At 34.8% G+C, this 16337-nt stretch carries 15 protein-coding genes; 9 read left to right on the forward strand and 6 right to left on the reverse strand.

Annotated features, from left to right (window positions below; translation table 11 throughout):
* Positions 1 to 232 precede the first annotated feature (232 nt).
* Positions 233 to 1789 carry a glutathione ABC transporter substrate-binding protein gene (locus tag CN946_RS06815; RefSeq protein WP_098860452.1) on the reverse strand — a complete coding sequence of 519 codons (1557 nt, stop codon included), beginning with the start codon at positions 1787 to 1789 and terminating at the stop codon, positions 233 to 235.
* A 211-nt stretch (positions 1790 to 2000) separates the two neighbouring features.
* Here CN946_RS06815 and nikC point away from each other — a divergent pair, with 211 nt between their 5' ends.
* The 8 genes from nikC to CN946_RS06855 all read left to right on the forward strand — a co-directional run bounded on the left by nikC (position 2001) and on the right by CN946_RS06855 (position 9743).
* The gene (gene nikC / locus CN946_RS06820; protein WP_098860453.1) at positions 2001 to 2903 is read left to right on the forward strand and encodes a nickel transporter permease; all 903 of its coding nucleotides are present in this window, start codon (positions 2001 to 2003) and stop codon (positions 2901 to 2903) included.
* Between the two features lie 12 nt (positions 2904 to 2915).
* A complete protein-coding gene (locus CN946_RS06825; protein WP_098860454.1) occupies positions 2916 to 3836 on the forward strand; it encodes an ABC transporter permease in 921 nt (306 codons plus the stop codon).
* 12 nt (positions 3837 to 3848) lie between these two features.
* On the forward strand, positions 3849 to 4877 hold the full coding sequence (locus CN946_RS06830; protein WP_098860455.1) for an ABC transporter ATP-binding protein: 1029 nt from the start codon (positions 3849 to 3851) through the stop codon (positions 4875 to 4877).
* Complete coding sequence (locus CN946_RS06835; protein WP_098860456.1) at positions 4877 to 5863, forward strand: ABC transporter ATP-binding protein; 987 nt, start codon at positions 4877 to 4879, stop codon at positions 5861 to 5863. Before CN946_RS06830 ends, CN946_RS06835 begins: the two co-directional genes overlap by 1 nt.
* A gap of 294 nt (positions 5864 to 6157) precedes the next feature.
* Positions 6158 to 6919 (forward strand): sensor histidine kinase, encoded by a 762-nt coding sequence (locus tag CN946_RS06840; RefSeq protein WP_098860457.1) that lies wholly within the window; start codon positions 6158 to 6160, stop codon positions 6917 to 6919.
* Positions 6916 to 7614 carry a response regulator transcription factor gene (locus CN946_RS06845; protein WP_098860458.1) on the forward strand — a complete coding sequence of 233 codons (699 nt, stop codon included), beginning with the start codon at positions 6916 to 6918 and terminating at the stop codon, positions 7612 to 7614. Before CN946_RS06840 ends, CN946_RS06845 begins: the two co-directional genes overlap by 4 nt.
* Positions 7615 to 7617: 3 nt before the next feature.
* Positions 7618 to 8937, forward strand: a complete 1320-nt coding sequence (locus CN946_RS06850; protein WP_098860459.1) for an SLC5/6 family protein — start codon at positions 7618 to 7620, stop codon at positions 8935 to 8937.
* 134 nt (positions 8938 to 9071) lie between these two features.
* A complete protein-coding gene (locus tag CN946_RS06855; RefSeq protein WP_098860460.1) occupies positions 9072 to 9743 on the forward strand; it encodes a Rossmann-fold NAD(P)-binding domain-containing protein in 672 nt (223 codons plus the stop codon).
* A 53-nt stretch (positions 9744 to 9796) separates the two neighbouring features.
* Here the strand turns inward: CN946_RS06855 and CN946_RS06860 are convergent, their stop codons facing one another.
* Positions 9797 to 9991, reverse strand: a complete 195-nt coding sequence (locus tag CN946_RS06860) for a hypothetical protein (RefSeq protein WP_098860461.1) — start codon at positions 9989 to 9991, stop codon at positions 9797 to 9799.
* A gap of 277 nt (positions 9992 to 10268) precedes the next feature.
* Between CN946_RS06860 and CN946_RS06865 the strand changes: the two genes are divergently transcribed.
* Positions 10269 to 11747, forward strand: a complete 1479-nt coding sequence (locus CN946_RS06865; RefSeq protein ID WP_098860462.1) for a S8 family serine peptidase — start codon at positions 10269 to 10271, stop codon at positions 11745 to 11747.
* 73 nt (positions 11748 to 11820) lie between these two features.
* On the opposite strand, the gene mtaB is transcribed toward CN946_RS06865, so the two are convergent.
* From mtaB to dnaJ, 4 genes are all read right to left on the reverse strand, one after another.
* The gene (gene mtaB / locus CN946_RS06870) at positions 11821 to 13155 is read right to left on the reverse strand and encodes a tRNA (N(6)-L-threonylcarbamoyladenosine(37)-C(2))-methylthiotransferase MtaB (RefSeq protein ID WP_098860463.1); all 1335 of its coding nucleotides are present in this window, start codon (positions 13153 to 13155) and stop codon (positions 11821 to 11823) included.
* A 4-nt stretch (positions 13156 to 13159) separates the two neighbouring features.
* Positions 13160 to 13912: a 16S rRNA (uracil(1498)-N(3))-methyltransferase gene (locus tag CN946_RS06875; protein WP_098860464.1), complete on the reverse strand. Its 753-nt coding sequence runs from the start codon at positions 13910 to 13912 to the stop codon at positions 13160 to 13162.
* A 1-nt stretch (position 13913) separates the two neighbouring features.
* Positions 13914 to 14864: a 50S ribosomal protein L11 methyltransferase gene (gene prmA / locus CN946_RS06880; protein WP_098860465.1), complete on the reverse strand. Its 951-nt coding sequence runs from the start codon at positions 14862 to 14864 to the stop codon at positions 13914 to 13916.
* A gap of 146 nt (positions 14865 to 15010) precedes the next feature.
* Positions 15011 to 16144, reverse strand: a complete 1134-nt coding sequence (dnaJ, locus tag CN946_RS06885; protein WP_098860466.1) for a molecular chaperone DnaJ — start codon at positions 16142 to 16144, stop codon at positions 15011 to 15013.
* Positions 16145 to 16337: the final 193 nt, after the last annotated feature.

Below are 16337 nucleotides of genomic sequence, written 5' to 3' on the forward strand. Positions count from 1 at the left end.
CTTTAGTCCGATTTTCATCAATTTGTGATATTCTCAAAAAAACAGCATAATACGATTATGCTGTCAGTTTATAGACAAAGTTCTAAAATTTTGATATTCAGACTGATTGAAAACGCTTGTCTTTCGAGGCGCGAAGTCTGGTGAGGAGCTTAAGTTACCTTAGACGGTAATGAGCACCGCTCAACAGACGAAGCAACGAAGAAAGCGAGCGTTTGTCAACAGTCTGAATTACTTATTTCACTGTTACATCATCAAGCATTAAATAACTTGCTGGGTTTAACCAAAGTCCTTTAACTGATGAGGCAGTAACTGCTAAGTGCTCATAGTTACGAATAGGTACATATGGTACATCTTTGTTTTCAATTTCTTGTGCTTGAGCATAAAGTTCTTTACGTTTTTCACTATCCGCTTCTTGACGAGCTGATTCAATTAATTTATCAACTTCTGGGTTACTATAGAAAGAACTATTTCCTGCTGCACCTTGGGATTTACTATCAAATAAGTTAAATTGGTTATAGTCACCATCTCCTGTGGCATTTCCCCATCCACCAATCGAAACTTGATGTTCACCTTTTGCAATTGCATCAATATAAGCTCCGTATTCAAGAACTTGGATTTTCACATTAATACCAATACCTTTTAATTGAGATTGAATAACTTCAGCCATATTTATTCTTTCTTTACGATCACTAGTTGTAAGCGTAAATGATAGGCCTTCCTTAATTCCTGCTTCTTTTAATAGCTTTTTAGATTCATTAATATCGTAGTCATATCCTTTAAGATTTGGGTCATATCCAAATACTTTTGGACTCATTGTTGAATTTGCTTTTGTTCCAACATCGTTATATACACCTTTAATAATTGAATCTACTTCAATTGCATGTGCAATCGCTTGACGGACACGTACATCATTAAAAGGTTTTTTCTTTGTATTGAAGCTTAAATATTCTACAGCTAGTCCATCTGTACGGTATAAATCCATTGTGTCAGAACCTTCAATACGTTCGATTTCTGTTACAGGCACTTGATCAGTTACATGCGCTTCACCAGTTTCAATCATTGCTAGTCTTGTAGCATCTTCAGGAACTACTTTAAAGACTACACCATCAATTTTAGGTTTATTTCCCCAGTAATCTTTATTTTTTTCAATTTTAATTTCTTCTCCTGATTTCCAAGATTTAAATACATAAGGACCAGTTCCAACTGGATTTCGCCCGATTTTATCACTGTTTTCTTTAATCGATTTTGGACTAATGATACTTCCTTCATTACTCATTAAAATTGATAAAAGTGGAGCATATGGGTATTTCAAAATAAATTGAACAGTTGAATCATCAACCGCTTTAACTTCTTTAATCATTTCAAATTTTCCAGCCTGAGGTGATGCAGTTTTTGGGTCAAGTACTCGATCAAAATTTGTTTTAACTGCATCTGCATTAAATGGTGATCCATCCTGGAACTTAACGCCTTGTCGTAATTTGAACTCCCAAGTCACATTATCTACTTGCTTCCATTCTGTTGCTAAAAGAGGTTGTGGCTCCATATTTTTATCTGGTTCAACTAATGTTTCATATACCTTTTCATAAACAACGTTTGCTGATGGTATATCAGTAATAAAATGTGGATCTAATGTAGTCGCATCAGATAATCTAGCAACGACCAAAGTTCCACCTGCTTTTGCTTTTGTTCCTGTTGCACTACTGCTTGTTTGGTCAGATGTACAACCTGCAAGCGCAGTAGAAATTGTTAATAATGATGCAAATAATACTCCAGCTGTCTTTTTCTTCATTGTTTTCTTCCTCCTCTTAATACTTTCCCTATGATTCTCTTGTTCACCATTTTTCTTGAGTGTGTAGGCTTAATCAAATTATAAAAAAAAATAAAATTTTATATTTTCAGAATCTTTACTCGTTTTTTAATTATCTTTACTGCTTTTCCGCATTATATTTACTTCAATTCTAATTTTGAATAAATTTAAACAAAGAAAAGGGGGAAAAAGAATGAAAACAGAGATTGTATTGAATAACAATGAAATCAAATTAGAAAAAAAAGAATCTCAAAAACTAAAAAGATGGAAAGTATTTTATAAGAAGTTTAAAAAAAATAAATTGGCACTAGTTGGAGCCTATATCGTACTTTTTTATATTTTAGTAGCTTTTTTAGCACCACTCATTTCACCGAAGGATCCTTTTGCGATTGATCTAATGAATAAACTGCAAACTCCATCGCTAGAACATTGGATGGGAACGGATGATAAAGGAAGAGATATTTTAAGTAGAATCATTTATGGAAGTCGACTTTCAATTTCTGTTGGTTTCGTATCTGTCTTATTTGGAGCAATTTTCGGAATCACGCTCGGGTTGATAGCAGGTTATTACGGAAAATGGGTTGACACGATCATTATGAGGGTTGTTGATGTTTTACTAGCATTTCCAGGTATTTTACTAGCACTTGCGATTATTAGTGCACTTGGTCCTAGTCTAATTAATGTTATGGTTGCTGTCGGTATCTTTTCAGTCCCAACGTTTGCACGAATCGTTAGAGGATCTACGTTATCTGTCAGAAAACTTGAGTATATAGACGCAATTCGTGCATTAGGTGCAACTGATTCAACAATTATTTTCAAACATATTTTTCCGAATATTCTTTCACCAATCATTGTCCAAGCTACGTTAAAACTGGCTACAGCTATTCTTTCAGCAGCAGGCTTATCATATCTAGGATTAGGTGCTCAGCCTCCTTCACCAGAATGGGGAGCGATGTTAAGCAGTGGACGTGATTACTTATTTACAGCACCTCACATTGCCTTATTTCCGGGTATTGCGATTTCAACACTTGTATTAGGATTTAATATTTTCGGAGATGGACTAAGAGATGCTCTTGATCCAAGAATGAAAAAATAAGGAGGAAAGTAAATGTTTCTATTTATTGTCAGAAGAATTATACAAACTATTCCAGTTCTACTTGGTGTAAGTTTAGTCGTTTTTTTAATTATGCAAATGGTTCCTGGAGATCCAGCAACTCTACTTGCTGGTGAAGGTGCTACGAAACAAACAATCGAAATGATTCGTCATCAACTTGGACTTGATCGCCCAGTCGTTATTCAGTATTTAGATTATGTATACCATGTACTTCAAGGTGATTTTGGCGAATCGCTACGAAATAATCGGCCGGTATTAGATGAGATTATGATTCGTTTGCCAATTACAATTGAACTTGCACTGGCTAGTATTTTCATTACAGTCGTACTTGGTATGCTAGCAGGAATTATATCAGCAACTAAACAATACTCTGCAGCTGATATTTCAATTATGATTGTCGCTTTACTAGGAATCTCTTTACCAAGTTTCTGGTTTGGTTTAATGTTGATCTACTTCTTTTCAGTTAATCTTCATATATTTCCAGTTGCCGGTTGGGGAACGTTTAAACATATGGTACTACCAGCATTAACTTTAGGTGCAGGTGGTGCTGCAATTGTAGCTAGAATGACTAGATCAAGTATGTTAGAAGTTGTTCGTCAAGACTATATGCGTACAGCAAGAGCAAAAGGTTTAAAGGAACATATCATTATTTACAAACATGGTCTGAAAAATGCATTAATACCAGTTATTACTGTTGTTGGTCTACAGTTTGGTGCATTACTTGGTGGTACCGTTTTAACAGAGTCAGTTTTTGCAATTAATGGACTTGGTAGATTAATTGTTGATGCAATTAGAACAAGAGATTTACCTATGGTTCAAGGTGGCGTATTAATCGCTTCGGTTATCTTTGTATTTATGAATCTAGCTGTTGATATTCTCTACCGTTACTTTAATAAACGAGTTGACTTGAATTAAGGAGGTACTACTATGAAAAAACAATTTGATGAAACAATTCTTGAGGTTAAAAATCTACAAACCTACTTTTATACAGATGAAGGAGTAAGTAAAGCAGTTAATGGAATTAGCTTTAAATTAAAAAAAGGTGAAACACTTGGAATAGTAGGAGAATCTGGAAGTGGTAAAAGTATTACATCATTATCCCTTTTACGATTAATCCCCTCTCCTCCAGGAAAAATAACTGGTGGTAGTATTCTTTTTAAAGGTGAAGATTTACTAGCAAAAACTGAAAAGCAAATGCGTTCCATTCGAGGTAATGAAATTTCAATGATCTTTCAAGAGCCAATGACATCTTTAAACCCTGTTTATTCAGCTGGCGAACAAATTGCAGAAGCGATTCGTCTTCACCAAAAATTAAACAAAAAGGAAGCTTGGGATAAAGCAGTTGAAATGCTGCGACTTGTAGGGATCCCTTCTCCTGAAAAACGTGCAAAGCAAGAACCACATGAACTTAGTGGTGGAATGAGACAAAGGGTTATGATCGCAATGGCACTTGCTTGTCATCCAGAAGTGCTAATCGCAGATGAACCGACTACCGCTCTTGATGTGACAATTCAAGCGCAAATTCTGGAATTAATTAAATCACTCCAAAAAGATTTAGGTACAGCCGTAATATTAATCACGCATGATTTAGGCGTCGTTTATGAGACTTGCGATCGAGTGGCTGTCATGTACGCTGGAAGAATAGTTGAATATACATCAGCAAAAGAACTTTATAATAACCCTAAGCACCCATACACAATCGGGTTATTAAACTCTCTTCCACGTCTTGATATGGATCAAGATGAATTAACAACAATTCCTGGTACTGTACCTAGTCCATACAATATGCCTAAAGGCTGTAGTTTTGCACCGCGCTGTGCACATGCAAAGCCAATGTGTCATGAATCATTACCAGATTTACAAACACTCGACAAAAGTACTGAAGTCAGTTGTTGGATGTACACATCACAATGGGAAACAGATCATACCATCAAAGAGAAAGTAGGGATTGAATAATGGCATTACAACTAGTGGATAAAAAAATACTACTTAATGTAGATCATTTAAAACAATACTTTCCAATTAAAGGTGGCGTTTTAGGAAGAACTGTTAATCACGTAAAAGCTGTAGACGATATTAGCTTCCATATTTACGAAGGAGAAACTTTAAGTATAGTTGGAGAATCTGGCTGTGGTAAGTCTACTACTGGTAGAGCCATTCTAAGATTAGACGAGCCTACAAGTGGAAGCATTCACTTTAAGGAAAAAGATTTATTAAGCTTAGGAAAAAAAGAAATGCGTAAAATAAGAAAGGATCTACAAGTAATCTTCCAAGATCCGTTTGCCTCACTTAACCCTAGACAAACAATTGGACAAATTTTAGGTGAAGCATTAGCCATTCAAAATGTCGTTCCAAAAGAAGAACGTAAAGCTAGAATTGAGGAATTATTAGGACATGTTGGGTTAAGACCAGAAGCAATGGAGCGTTATCCTCATGAATTTAGTGGTGGTCAACGTCAGCGTGTCGGAATTGCACGTGCACTTGCTGTTGATCCAAAACTAATTATTTGTGATGAAGCAGTTTCTGCTCTAGATGTTTCAATCCAAGCTCAAGTATTAAACTTATTAAAATCGTTACAGAAAAAATTCTCACTTACCTTTCTTTTTATCTCACATGATTTAGGTGTAGTAAGACATATTTCTGACCGAGTAATGGTAATGTATTTAGGAAAAATTGTTGAGATTGCTGATAAAAAATCTATATTCGAAAATCCGCAACATCCTTATACACGTGCCCTATTATCTGCTATTCCAGTACCAAACCCGGTACATCAAAGAGAAAGAATCATATTAACAGGAGATGTACCTTCTCCAATCAATCCTCCAAGCGGCTGTCGTTTTCACACAAGATGCCCTTTCGCGATTGATATTTGTAAAACACAAGCGCCTGAATTAAAAATATCCGAGCAAAATCATCAAGTTGCTTGTCACATAATTAATTAAATAGTATTCTTATAGGCATGAAGTGAAGGAAAAGAAGAGAATTGATATTGCCATGTAGAAATTCTACTTCTATTAAAAACATTAAATGCTTATAAAATTCGATGATAAATCGAATGTTGTTTGAATCAAAATGTTCTAAGGCTCCTATGGAAAATGCACGAAGGCTAGCGACTCCTCTAAGAAGCTCCAACGGGGGGTGCTCAGCTTTCATTCCATTCCATTGGAGCAACACTTTATAAACAAAGTTTTCGAAAAAATTAAAAATATTATCAAAAAAACTATTTGAGGTTCTTCATGCTTAGTTACGAGGGATTTACTTTACTAATTATGCTATTTATTTTAGCTCCTATTATGGGAGCTATTGCTTTATTATTTTTGTTTATCTTTGAAAAAAGAATTGACTTACTTGAAAATAAAAATAGAGAAATTCGGTTAGAACATGCATTACAAGAAGCTCAATACAATAAATTAAATCAGCAAATTCAACCGCACTTTTTATTTAATACACTTAATGTCATATTAAGCTTAGCGCGTTTAAATCGAACTTCGGAATTAATCCGAGCCCTAGAAACGTTCTCTCAATTTTTAAAATTTAAATATAAATCATCTGAGCCCTTAATTCCGTTAAATCAAGAAATACAATATACTCAATATTATTTAGACATTCAAAATCTACGGTTTGGTGAGCGACTTAAAACTCAGTTAGATTGTCCAAAAGATTTATATAATGCGCTAGTTCCCCCTTTTATTTTGCAAACTTTAGTAGAAAATTCATTTAAACATGGTTTAGAAAAAAAAGTTGGAGAGGCTTTACTGAATATTCGATTTTATCAAGATTCCGAGCTAGTCTGTTTAGAAGTAATTGATAATGGTTTAATGGGAATGACTAATTCTTTTTCCAATCAAGAAGGCCATGGATTAGACAATATAAAAAAGAGATTACAACTATATTTTGGTAATAGTGGACATGTACTGATTACTTCAAATGAATCAGGAACAAATGTTAAAGTCGTTTGGCCACTTATATATGAGAGTAAAGGAGGGAAAATAAAGTGAATGTATTATTAGTAGATGATGAACCATTAGAGCTTGAACAGATGGAATATTTGATAAAAAATATGTTTCCATTATGGAAGTTCTTTAAAGCTGCTGATGCATGCCAAGCAATCACAATTAATCAAAATCATAAAATTAATATTGCGTTTCTAGATATCAATCTTCCTGGACGGTCAGGACTAGAGTTTGGTGAAGAGCTTAGAACACTAAATAAAGACGTAGATATTATTATGGTTACAGCATATCAAAGTTTTGATTATGCTCAACAGTCAATCCGAATCGGCGTTCTAGATTATTTAACTAAGCCAATTATAGAAAGTGAATTATATAAAGTTTTATCTAAATATAGTGATACCGATACATCAAACCAATATTCAAGTTTAATACATCAAACTCTTTTATATATTCATGATCATTTCGCTGAAAAACTTTCTCTTTCTGACGTTGCTCGAGAAGTTCACACGAATCATACTTATTTAAGTAGAAAATTTCACGAAGAAGTCGGTGTGTCGTTTTCAGAATATTTAATAGACTATAGAATAAAAGCAGCTAAGCGATATTTAACAAATAATCCAAATTGGAACATATCCGATGTAGCAGAAAACTCAGGCTTTAATAGTCAGCATTACTTTAGTACTTTATTCCGCAAAATTGAGGGCATTACTCCAAAAGAGTATCGTGAGAAAGGAAAATAAACAGTGAATTCACGTTCATTTAGAGAATACGTACAAGGTCCTATTCAAATTGGAATGGGAATGGGAATTATTTCTCTCTTGGCACGTTGGGTAACAGGAACTACGATATTATCTTCGCCAGAATCAATGATTAAATATGGCGTATTTGGTGGAATCGGATATGCATTTTTAGGTGCGATTGCATTATTTGTATTTAGTTTTATCGGGAAAAAGGTGCGACAAGAGTACCCTGATGGTTTAACAATTGGAGATTATTTGAAGAAGAAACTACATCCACTTGGTTATTGGATTATGATTTGTATTTTAATATTAACTAGTTTACATATATTATATATACAGTCGATGACTGCATCTACGCTATTTCATTTTCTTTTTAATTTACCGTTGTACATAGAAATAATCATTTTTATAAGCTTTTGTGTACTTTTTGCAGGTTTTGGTGGATTAAAGATGATACATGGATTAGCTGGATTCCAAGTCATTACAATGTTTGCAGCGGCAATTTTAATTCCGTTGTATTTTTTCGTAAAAGAAGGCGTTCAACCCGTATATGATGGGATTAAATTATACCATCCATACATGCTAGTCATTGATCATTACGATTTATGGGGTTTTTTATTTTCAGGCTTATTAGTAGGATTTGGTCAGTTTTTCTTTGACATTACTTCATGGCACCGATTATTTATGATTGAATCGAAAAAACTTCCTTTAACATTCTCAATATCCGGGTTAATATGGTGTATTTTCCCACTTTCATTTTCATGTCTTTTTATTATTGTTATATTTACAGGTGGATTTACAGATATTCAATCAATTTTAGTTGGTTTAGCAAATAAAATTACAACACCATTCTTTTTCATACTTTTTGTTTTATGTGCATTTAATGCGATTACTTCAACATTTGGTGCGGTTTTACATTCGCTTGCTAGTTTAATCATTATCAATATAATCGAGCCATTCCACTCGATAAAAAATGATCAAAAAAAAATCAAACTTGCTTATCTTCTATCCGTGATGATTGGGGCGATCATCTTTTTCGCTACAATTATTCAATCAAAAAAAATTATTGAACTATTATTTTACTCAGGAAATGTATATTCTGCATTGTTATTTCCAATTTTAGTTATTGTCTTTAGTAAGGGTAAAGTCGGTAATTACATTCCAATTAGTATTGTAATCAGTATCATACTTTCTTATATTGTTCAGCCGTATGTAGGTGAATTTCAAAGCATCTGGTTGAGTTTATTATTTTCTATTGTGATTATTATTCTTGGTTTTACAATCCAATTTTTTAGTAAGAAAGAGTCTGTAAATATGTCATAAAGAAGAGCTAATCAGTTGACTTGATTAGCTCTTTACGCTGTTGAAAAAATTTTTTAAATTGCTTAAAAATGATTTATCATTTATTATTTGCCCATGAGATTAAAGCGGTGAAAATAACTTATGGGGGTTACATTATGAAGGTTTTACTTTTTGGAGCAACTGGAATGGTTGGTCAAAGTGTATTAAGAGAATGCTTACAAGATCCTTCTGTTAGTTCGATTTACTCAATTGGTCGTAGTATTACAGGGATTCAACATGAAAAATTCTATGAAATTAAGCATTCTAATCTGCTTGATTTATCTCCAATTGAAAGCCAATTATCAGGATTTGATGCATGTTTTTTTTGTTTAGGTGTTTCATCATTTAGAATGACAGAGGAAGATTATCGTAAGATTACATATGACCTTACCCTATCCATCGCACGTACTTTATCAATATTGAATCCTCAAATGACTTTCTTTTATGTCACTGGATCAGGTACCGATAGTACTGAGAAAGGTCGTACAATGTGGGCTAGAGTGAAGGGAAAAACAGAAAATGACTTGTTAAAATTACCGTTTAAAGCTGCATACATGTTTCGGCCAGGTGCAATTATTCCACATAAAGATATAAAATCAAAAACTAAACTATACCAATACGGCTATAACATAACGAAACCTATTTATCCAATGCTAAAAAAAGTCTTTCCAAACTCAATAACAACTTCAGAACAAATTGGTCGATCAATGATCAATATTGCAAAAGCTGGTTATCATAAGCCATTAATTGAGGTTGAAGATATTAATAGGACAGCAACAAAGAGATAGGTAAAAAGGGTATAGGGAAAGATTTTTTCATCTTTCCCCCATTCCTCTCACCGTTAAGTATTTAAATATGGAGCTCCTCGTCTTGTGTTGGCTGCTGAAGATGCGTCTTCACTAGTATCTAAGTATGGACTACCACCTTCGTCATAATTAATTTTATTAGAATCGTTTTTGCTCGTGTCCAAGTATGAGTTGGTTGCAACGTGGATATGATTGTCATCAGTTTTTCTTGATTGATTATCTTTTGACATTATTATTTCACCTCTGTATTTATATTGTGTATCGATATAAATTTTAAATTACAGGTAGTTTGAGGGAATTATTACATCCATTTCAAAGTTTAGATCTTGTTGTTTCTCATTTCTCTCCCCTTTGTATAGTTAGAATACCCTTATCGATTTATTCCCCGATAAATTGTTAAAAAATTTCGTATTTTTTTCTTCATATTTCGACAAGTTTTTATAGGGAGTTTTATTAAAATTTGATTAAATACGTGTATACGTAAATAATACAAATTGGAGAGATTTCATGAAAAAAAGAATTGCTGCCCTATCGATTTGTTCTGTTTTATCATTTTCATTACTTATTGGTACACAATCCAAACAAGCAAAAGCTGCACCTGAGGAGCTACATTATATTTTAGCTTATAAAGGAAATTTACCAAGCAATTTCTCAGATACAATTTCAAAAGCTGGAGGTTCTGTTGAACGAATTATTTCAGAAGTAGGAATTGTTGAGGTTTCATCATCTAATGGTGAATTTTTAACTAATATTAAAAAAGATACTAGCATTCAATCGGCTGGAAAAGAGCTTCAAGCATACTTGGAAGCTGACCCTGACGATAAAATTGAGTTTACTCCTGGAACACCGAATGGTGAAAAAGTAACACTTGATGCAAATGCTAACTCCTACTGGGATAAACAATGGGACATGCAGAATTTAACTCATAATGGAGATTCCTATAATATTAATAAAGGAAATCATAAAACGGTCGTAGCTGTAATCGATACAGGAATCGACTTTAGTCACCCAGATTTGAAGGCTAATGCAGATCTTGCTGGATCAAAAACATTTGTCCCTGGAACGACAGATGCATGGGATAAAAATGGTCATGGAACTCACGTTGCTGGCTCAATTGCAGCAAATGGAAAAGTTAAGGGCGTTGGACCTGAGTTAACAGTTCGAGCTTATCGAGTTTTCGGTGCAACTGGTGGAGCAGAACAGTCATGGATAACAGATGCTATTGTTTCAGCTGCAAACGATGGAGTAGAAGTAATTAATATGTCGATCGGTGGATGGCGCTGGATGGCTCATAACTTAGATGAAAAAGGTGAGTCAGCTTCAATGGTGGCATATCACAGAGCGATTCAATATGCAATTAAAAAAGGTGTAACGGTCGTTGTATCTGCGGGGAATGACTCCAGAGATTTTAACAATATACACGATATGCAAGATTATTGGAAAACTACTTACGGTTTAGATATTAAGGGACCTTCACGTGTTGTTCCTGCACAAATCCCAGGTGTAATTACAGTTTCTTCATCTAATCAATGGTCAAAAGACAGTATTGCATTCTACTCAAATTATGGAAGTGTAATCGATGTAGCTGCACCTGGTGGAGATAACGGGCCTGTATACGATGGTTTATATCGTCAAAATCCAACAGGAAACTTTTTAAATAAACGTGATTATACATATCGTACTTTGTCTACTTATCCTACATATCCAGTAGGTGTAAATTCAGCTAATCCAAATGGTACAAATGCAACAACACAATTTAGTGATGGAAAATGGCATGGCTATTCATATCTACATGGAACTTCTATGGCAGCACCAAAAGTTGCAGGTATTGCGGGTGTAATTAAAGCAGATCATCCTGAATATTCACCTTCTCAGGTAGCGGCAGCAATCAGACAAACTGCTCTTGATTATGGTAAAAAAGGACAAGATCCACTTTTTGGTTCTGGTGAAGCTAACATTTATAATTTCTTATCAAATGACAAATAACAACAAGTAAAATAAAAAGGGATAGATAATCCAGATGAATTCTAGATTATCTATCCTTTTATTTATTTTATCCTTAGTTAACAACTACATCTTCTAATACTCGGACAAATTCACCTTTATTAACTGGATAACCAGCTTTAGCGATTTTAACTTTTACAATTTTACCGATCATGTCTTCTGTTCCTTGGAAAACGACTTTTAGATAATTGTCTGTGTAACCTATTAATAGTCCATCTGCGCCATCTTCAGTATACTTTTCTTCTGGGATAACTTCTAGAACATCTCCATCAAACATTGATGCGTATTCTTTTGCAAGCTGATTTGATAATTCAATTAAACGGTGTACACGTTCATTTTTAATTTCTTCGTCAACTTGATCTTCCATACGTGCAGCTGGTGTACCTGTGCGCTTAGAGTATGGGAATACATGTAATTCAGAGAATTTATTATCTCGAATGAAATTGTACGTTTCCATGAACTCTTCTTCAGATTCACCTGGGAAACCTACGATTACATCAGATGTAATTGAACAGTTTGGTAATACTTCGCGTAGTTTTTCAATTCTTTCAGCAAATTCAGCCATTGTATATTTTCGACGCATACGTTTAAGGACAGTATCTGACCCCGATTGTAATGGTACGTGTAAGTGACGAACTACAATATTTGAATGACGAAGAACTTCAATAACTTCATCTGTAATTTGACTAGCTTCAATTGAAGAAATACGAACACGTTTTAATCCTTCAACTGTTTCTAAATCTTTTAATAACATTGCTAAGTTGTAATCTTTCATGTCTTGACCGTATCCACCTGTGTGAATACCAGTTAAAACAATTTCCTTATAGCCTGATTCAACTAATTGAGTAGCTTGTTTTACAACTTCTTTTGGATCACGAGAACGCATTAAACCACGTGCCCATGGAATAATACAAAACGTACAGAAGTTATTACAACCTTCTTGAATTTTTAAAGAAGCACGTGTACGGTCAGTAAAAGCAGGTACATCTAACTCTTCATAAACTCGTGCTTTCATAATATTTCCTACGCCATTAATTGGTTGACGCTCTACTCGATATTGCTCGATATAATCCAACATTTTAGTACGGTCCTGTGTACCAACAACGATATCCACCCCAGGAATTGCCATGATTTCGGCTGGAGATGTTTGTGCATAACATCCAGTTACACAAATTACTGCATCTGGATTTTTGCGCACGGCACGACGGATTACTTGTCTACTTTTTTTGTCACCTGTATTTGTAACTGTACAAGTATTAATTACATAAACATCAGCTTTCGTTTCGTATTCTGTACGTTCATAGCCAGCTGCTTTAAACAGTTGCCATATTGCTTCTGTTTCGTAATGGTTAACTTTACAGCCTAACGTATGAAAAGCTACTTGTGGCATTTCTTCACCCCATTAATTCAAAATGAAAGGAGGCAGCAGCTAAAACATAAAATGGTGCTGTTTCTGTTCGCAGAATTCTTGGTCCAAGTCCACATAGCTTAGCACCTTTTTCTTCTAGCTGATCAACTTCTTTATCTGACAAACCACCTTCTGGTCCGAAAACTACTAATAATCGTGAGCCTTCCTTTAATGACTGGAATGTCTGAACAAGTCCTGCTGATTCTCCTGTTTTTGCACTTTCTTCATATGCAACAATACACGCATCATAATACTGTATTGAGTTAAGTAATTGTTGAAAAGATGCTGGCTGTTCCACGGTTGGTACAATAAATCGGTATGATTGTTCAGCCGCTTCTTTTGCAATTTTTTGCCATCTATCAACCTTTTTACCAGCTTTTTTATCATCTAATTTAACAATTGATCTAGCTGCAGCAAAAGGTAAAAAACCAGAAGCACCAAGCTCCGTACCTTTTTGTATGATTAACTCTAGTTTATCACCTTTTGGTAGTCCACTAGCAATCGTAATTGATATTGGCAGTTCATTTGTATTCTCAACATATTCTACAACAGCCGCAGTTATTTGTTCACTAGAAATATTTGTAAGTGTACAACGAACAGTTGAAGAACCTGGCACTGTACAAATGATTTCTTGATCTAGCTTCATTCGCATAACATTTGCGATATGATGAGCATCATCACCAGTTATTGTAACAAGATCATTTTGAAGCTGCGTTTCTTCTATAAAATATCTTTGCATATTACATTCCTTGTTCTGGCTTTTTTGCAATAATTGCAACCCAGTCCTCTAAATGTAATACTTCCTTCACTTCAAAACCAACTCGTTTAAGCTCATTTTCGATGTCTGCTTGTTTAGCACCAATAATTCCTGAAGAAATAAATGCTCCACCTGGTTCTAAAACATTAAACACATCGTCTACGAAACGAAGAATAATTTCAGCAAGTAAGTTTGCAACTACTACTTGGAACGGACCTTCAATACCTTGTAGTAAGTTACCTTGTCCAACTTTTATAACATCGTCAACTTTGTTTAATACAACGTTTTCTCTAGCACTTCTAACAGCTACATCGTCTAAGTCATAAGCTTCTATATTTGTAGAGCCAAGTTTAGCAGCTGCAATACTTAATACTCCTGAACCAGTACCTACATCGATTACACGGTCAGTTGATTTTACAACTTTCTCAAGTGCACGAATACACATAACAGTTGTAGGATGAGTACCAGTACCAAACGCCATTCCTGGATCTAATTCGATAATTAATTCGTCTGATGATTTGACTTCATACTCTTCCCAAGAAGGTACAATTGTAAATCGATCTGAGATTGAAATTGGATGATAATATTTTTTCCATGCAGTCGCCCAATCTTCTTCGTTTACTTCATGCACAGCAAATGTATTTTTTCCTAAATCAATATCATATGAAATTAAATTATTAATTGCTTCTTTTATACCATCGATCGTATCGTTTAAAAAACTATTCACAGGAAGGTATGCTTTGACGATTACACCTTCCTCTGGATAATCTTTTGGGTTAAGTTGGTAGATTTCACCGTAAACCTGTGCTCGCTCCTTCGTCAAATCAAACACATCCTCTATGACAACACCACTTGCACCAGCTTCGTGTAAAATGTTAGAAATCGGTTCAACCGCATCCTGTGTAGTGTGAATACTTAATTCTGACCATTTCATAAACTACCAACTCCATTCATACTCTCTTCTTTACTTGGCAATACCCTCTATTCATAGTCAGAATTAGAGGGTGCCATTTAAATTACTTCTTCTATTTTAGTGTTTCCACTTTTTACCTTAACTAACGTACTGAATTAATAACTTCCTTATTGTTCGCCAAAATTCTTAACTGCACGCTTTAACTTTGTAAAGAAAGAATCGTGTTTGTCGTCTTTTTGACCTTTGCCAATATTGTAAAACTCCTCAAGCAATTCTTTTTGACGGCTTGTTAGTTTTGTTGGTGTGATAACTTTTACGATTACGTGCTGATCACCTTGACCATATCCACGCACATCTTTGATTCCTTTACCTTTTAAACGCATTCTAGTACCAGTTTGCGTTCCAGCAGGAATTTTCGTTTTAACTTTACCATGTAATGTAGGAACTTCAACTTCATCACCTAATGCAGCTTGTGCAAATGTTAATGGAAGCTCGCAGTAAACGTCATTTCCGTCACGTTCAAAGAATTCATGTTCACGAACATGGAATGCAATATATAAATCTCCAGCAGGACCACCATTTTTACCTGGTTCTCCTTGACCTGAAAGTCGAATTTGTTGTCCATCATCGATACCAGCTGGTACTTTAACCATCATTTTCTTACGAGTTTTCACTCGGCCAGCACCATGACAAGTATTACATTTATCTTTAATAATCTGACCTGTACCTTGACAGTGTGAACATGTCGTACGGTTCACAATTCGTCCAAATGGAGTATTTTGTTCAACACTCATTTGTCCTGATCCTTGACAATGATTACATGTTTCTTTTGATGTACCAGGTTTCGCACCTGATCCACTACATGTATGACATGTTTCTTCAGTTGGAATTTCAATTTCTTTTTCCATTCCAAATGCTGCTTCTTCAAACTGAATTGTCATTGTATATTGTAGATCAGCCCCTGCTCTTGGTGCGTTCGGGTCACGACGACGTCCACCGCCACCACCAAAAAACTGACTGAAAATATCTTCAAATCCACCGAATCCGCCGCCGCCAAATCCGCCACCGCCGAAACCTTGGTTTGGATCTGTATGACCAAACTGATCATAATGAGCACGTTTTTGATCATCTGATAAATTTTCGTATGCTTCTTGCACCTCTTTAAACTTCTCAGGTGCATCAGGATCCTTATTAACGTCCGGATGATATGTTTTTGCTAATTTACGAAACGATTTTTTTATTTCATCTTGTGATGCACTTTTACTAACACCAAGCACATCATAGTAATCACGTTTACTCATAGTATTACAATCCGCTCCTTTCACATAAAGAATATTTTAACACATCCTGTGCATTTCTAAAAGAAAAAGAAAAAGTCAAAGCCAAGGCTACCCTGACTTTGACTTCCCTTTTTTAGATATATAATATATTGTCTAGTTCCAGGCGTTAGCCCCTCGAGGTCATAAGCCCAATAACGGTAAAAGTTAAAAACCA

The organism is Bacillus sp. AFS053548, from assembly GCF_002575105.1.
Lineage (GTDB): Bacteria > Bacillota > Bacilli > Bacillales > Bacillaceae_G > Gottfriedia.

Excerpts from the sequence above, each read along its gene's own strand:
- CN946_RS06815 (WP_098860452.1), bottom strand. The coding sequence starts at position 1,789 with ATGAAGAAAAAGACAGCTGGAGTATTATTTGCATCATTATTAACAATT.
- nikC (WP_098860453.1), top strand. The coding sequence starts at position 2,001 with ATGAAAACAGAGATTGTATTGAATAACAATGAAATCAAATTAGAAAAA.
- CN946_RS06825 (WP_098860454.1), top strand. The coding sequence starts at position 2,916 with ATGTTTCTATTTATTGTCAGAAGAATTATACAAACTATTCCAGTTCTA.
- CN946_RS06830 (WP_098860455.1), top strand. The coding sequence starts at position 3,849 with ATGAAAAAACAATTTGATGAAACAATTCTTGAGGTTAAAAATCTACAA.
- CN946_RS06835 (WP_098860456.1), top strand. The coding sequence starts at position 4,877 with ATGGCATTACAACTAGTGGATAAAAAAATACTACTTAATGTAGATCAT.
- CN946_RS06840 (WP_098860457.1), top strand. The coding sequence starts at position 6,158 with ATGCTTAGTTACGAGGGATTTACTTTACTAATTATGCTATTTATTTTA.
- CN946_RS06855 (WP_098860460.1), top strand. The coding sequence starts at position 9,072 with ATGAAGGTTTTACTTTTTGGAGCAACTGGAATGGTTGGTCAAAGTGTA.
- CN946_RS06860 (WP_098860461.1), bottom strand. The coding sequence starts at position 9,991 with ATGTCAAAAGATAATCAATCAAGAAAAACTGATGACAATCATATCCAC.
- CN946_RS06865 (WP_098860462.1), top strand. The coding sequence starts at position 10,269 with ATGAAAAAAAGAATTGCTGCCCTATCGATTTGTTCTGTTTTATCATTT.
- mtaB (WP_098860463.1), bottom strand. The coding sequence starts at position 13,155 with ATGCCACAAGTAGCTTTTCATACGTTAGGCTGTAAAGTTAACCATTAC.
- CN946_RS06875 (WP_098860464.1), bottom strand. The coding sequence starts at position 13,912 with ATGCAAAGATATTTTATAGAAGAAACGCAGCTTCAAAATGATCTTGTT.
- prmA (WP_098860465.1), bottom strand. The coding sequence starts at position 14,864 with ATGAAATGGTCAGAATTAAGTATTCACACTACACAGGATGCGGTTGAA.
- dnaJ (WP_098860466.1), bottom strand. The coding sequence starts at position 16,144 with ATGAGTAAACGTGATTACTATGATGTGCTTGGTGTTAGTAAAAGTGCA.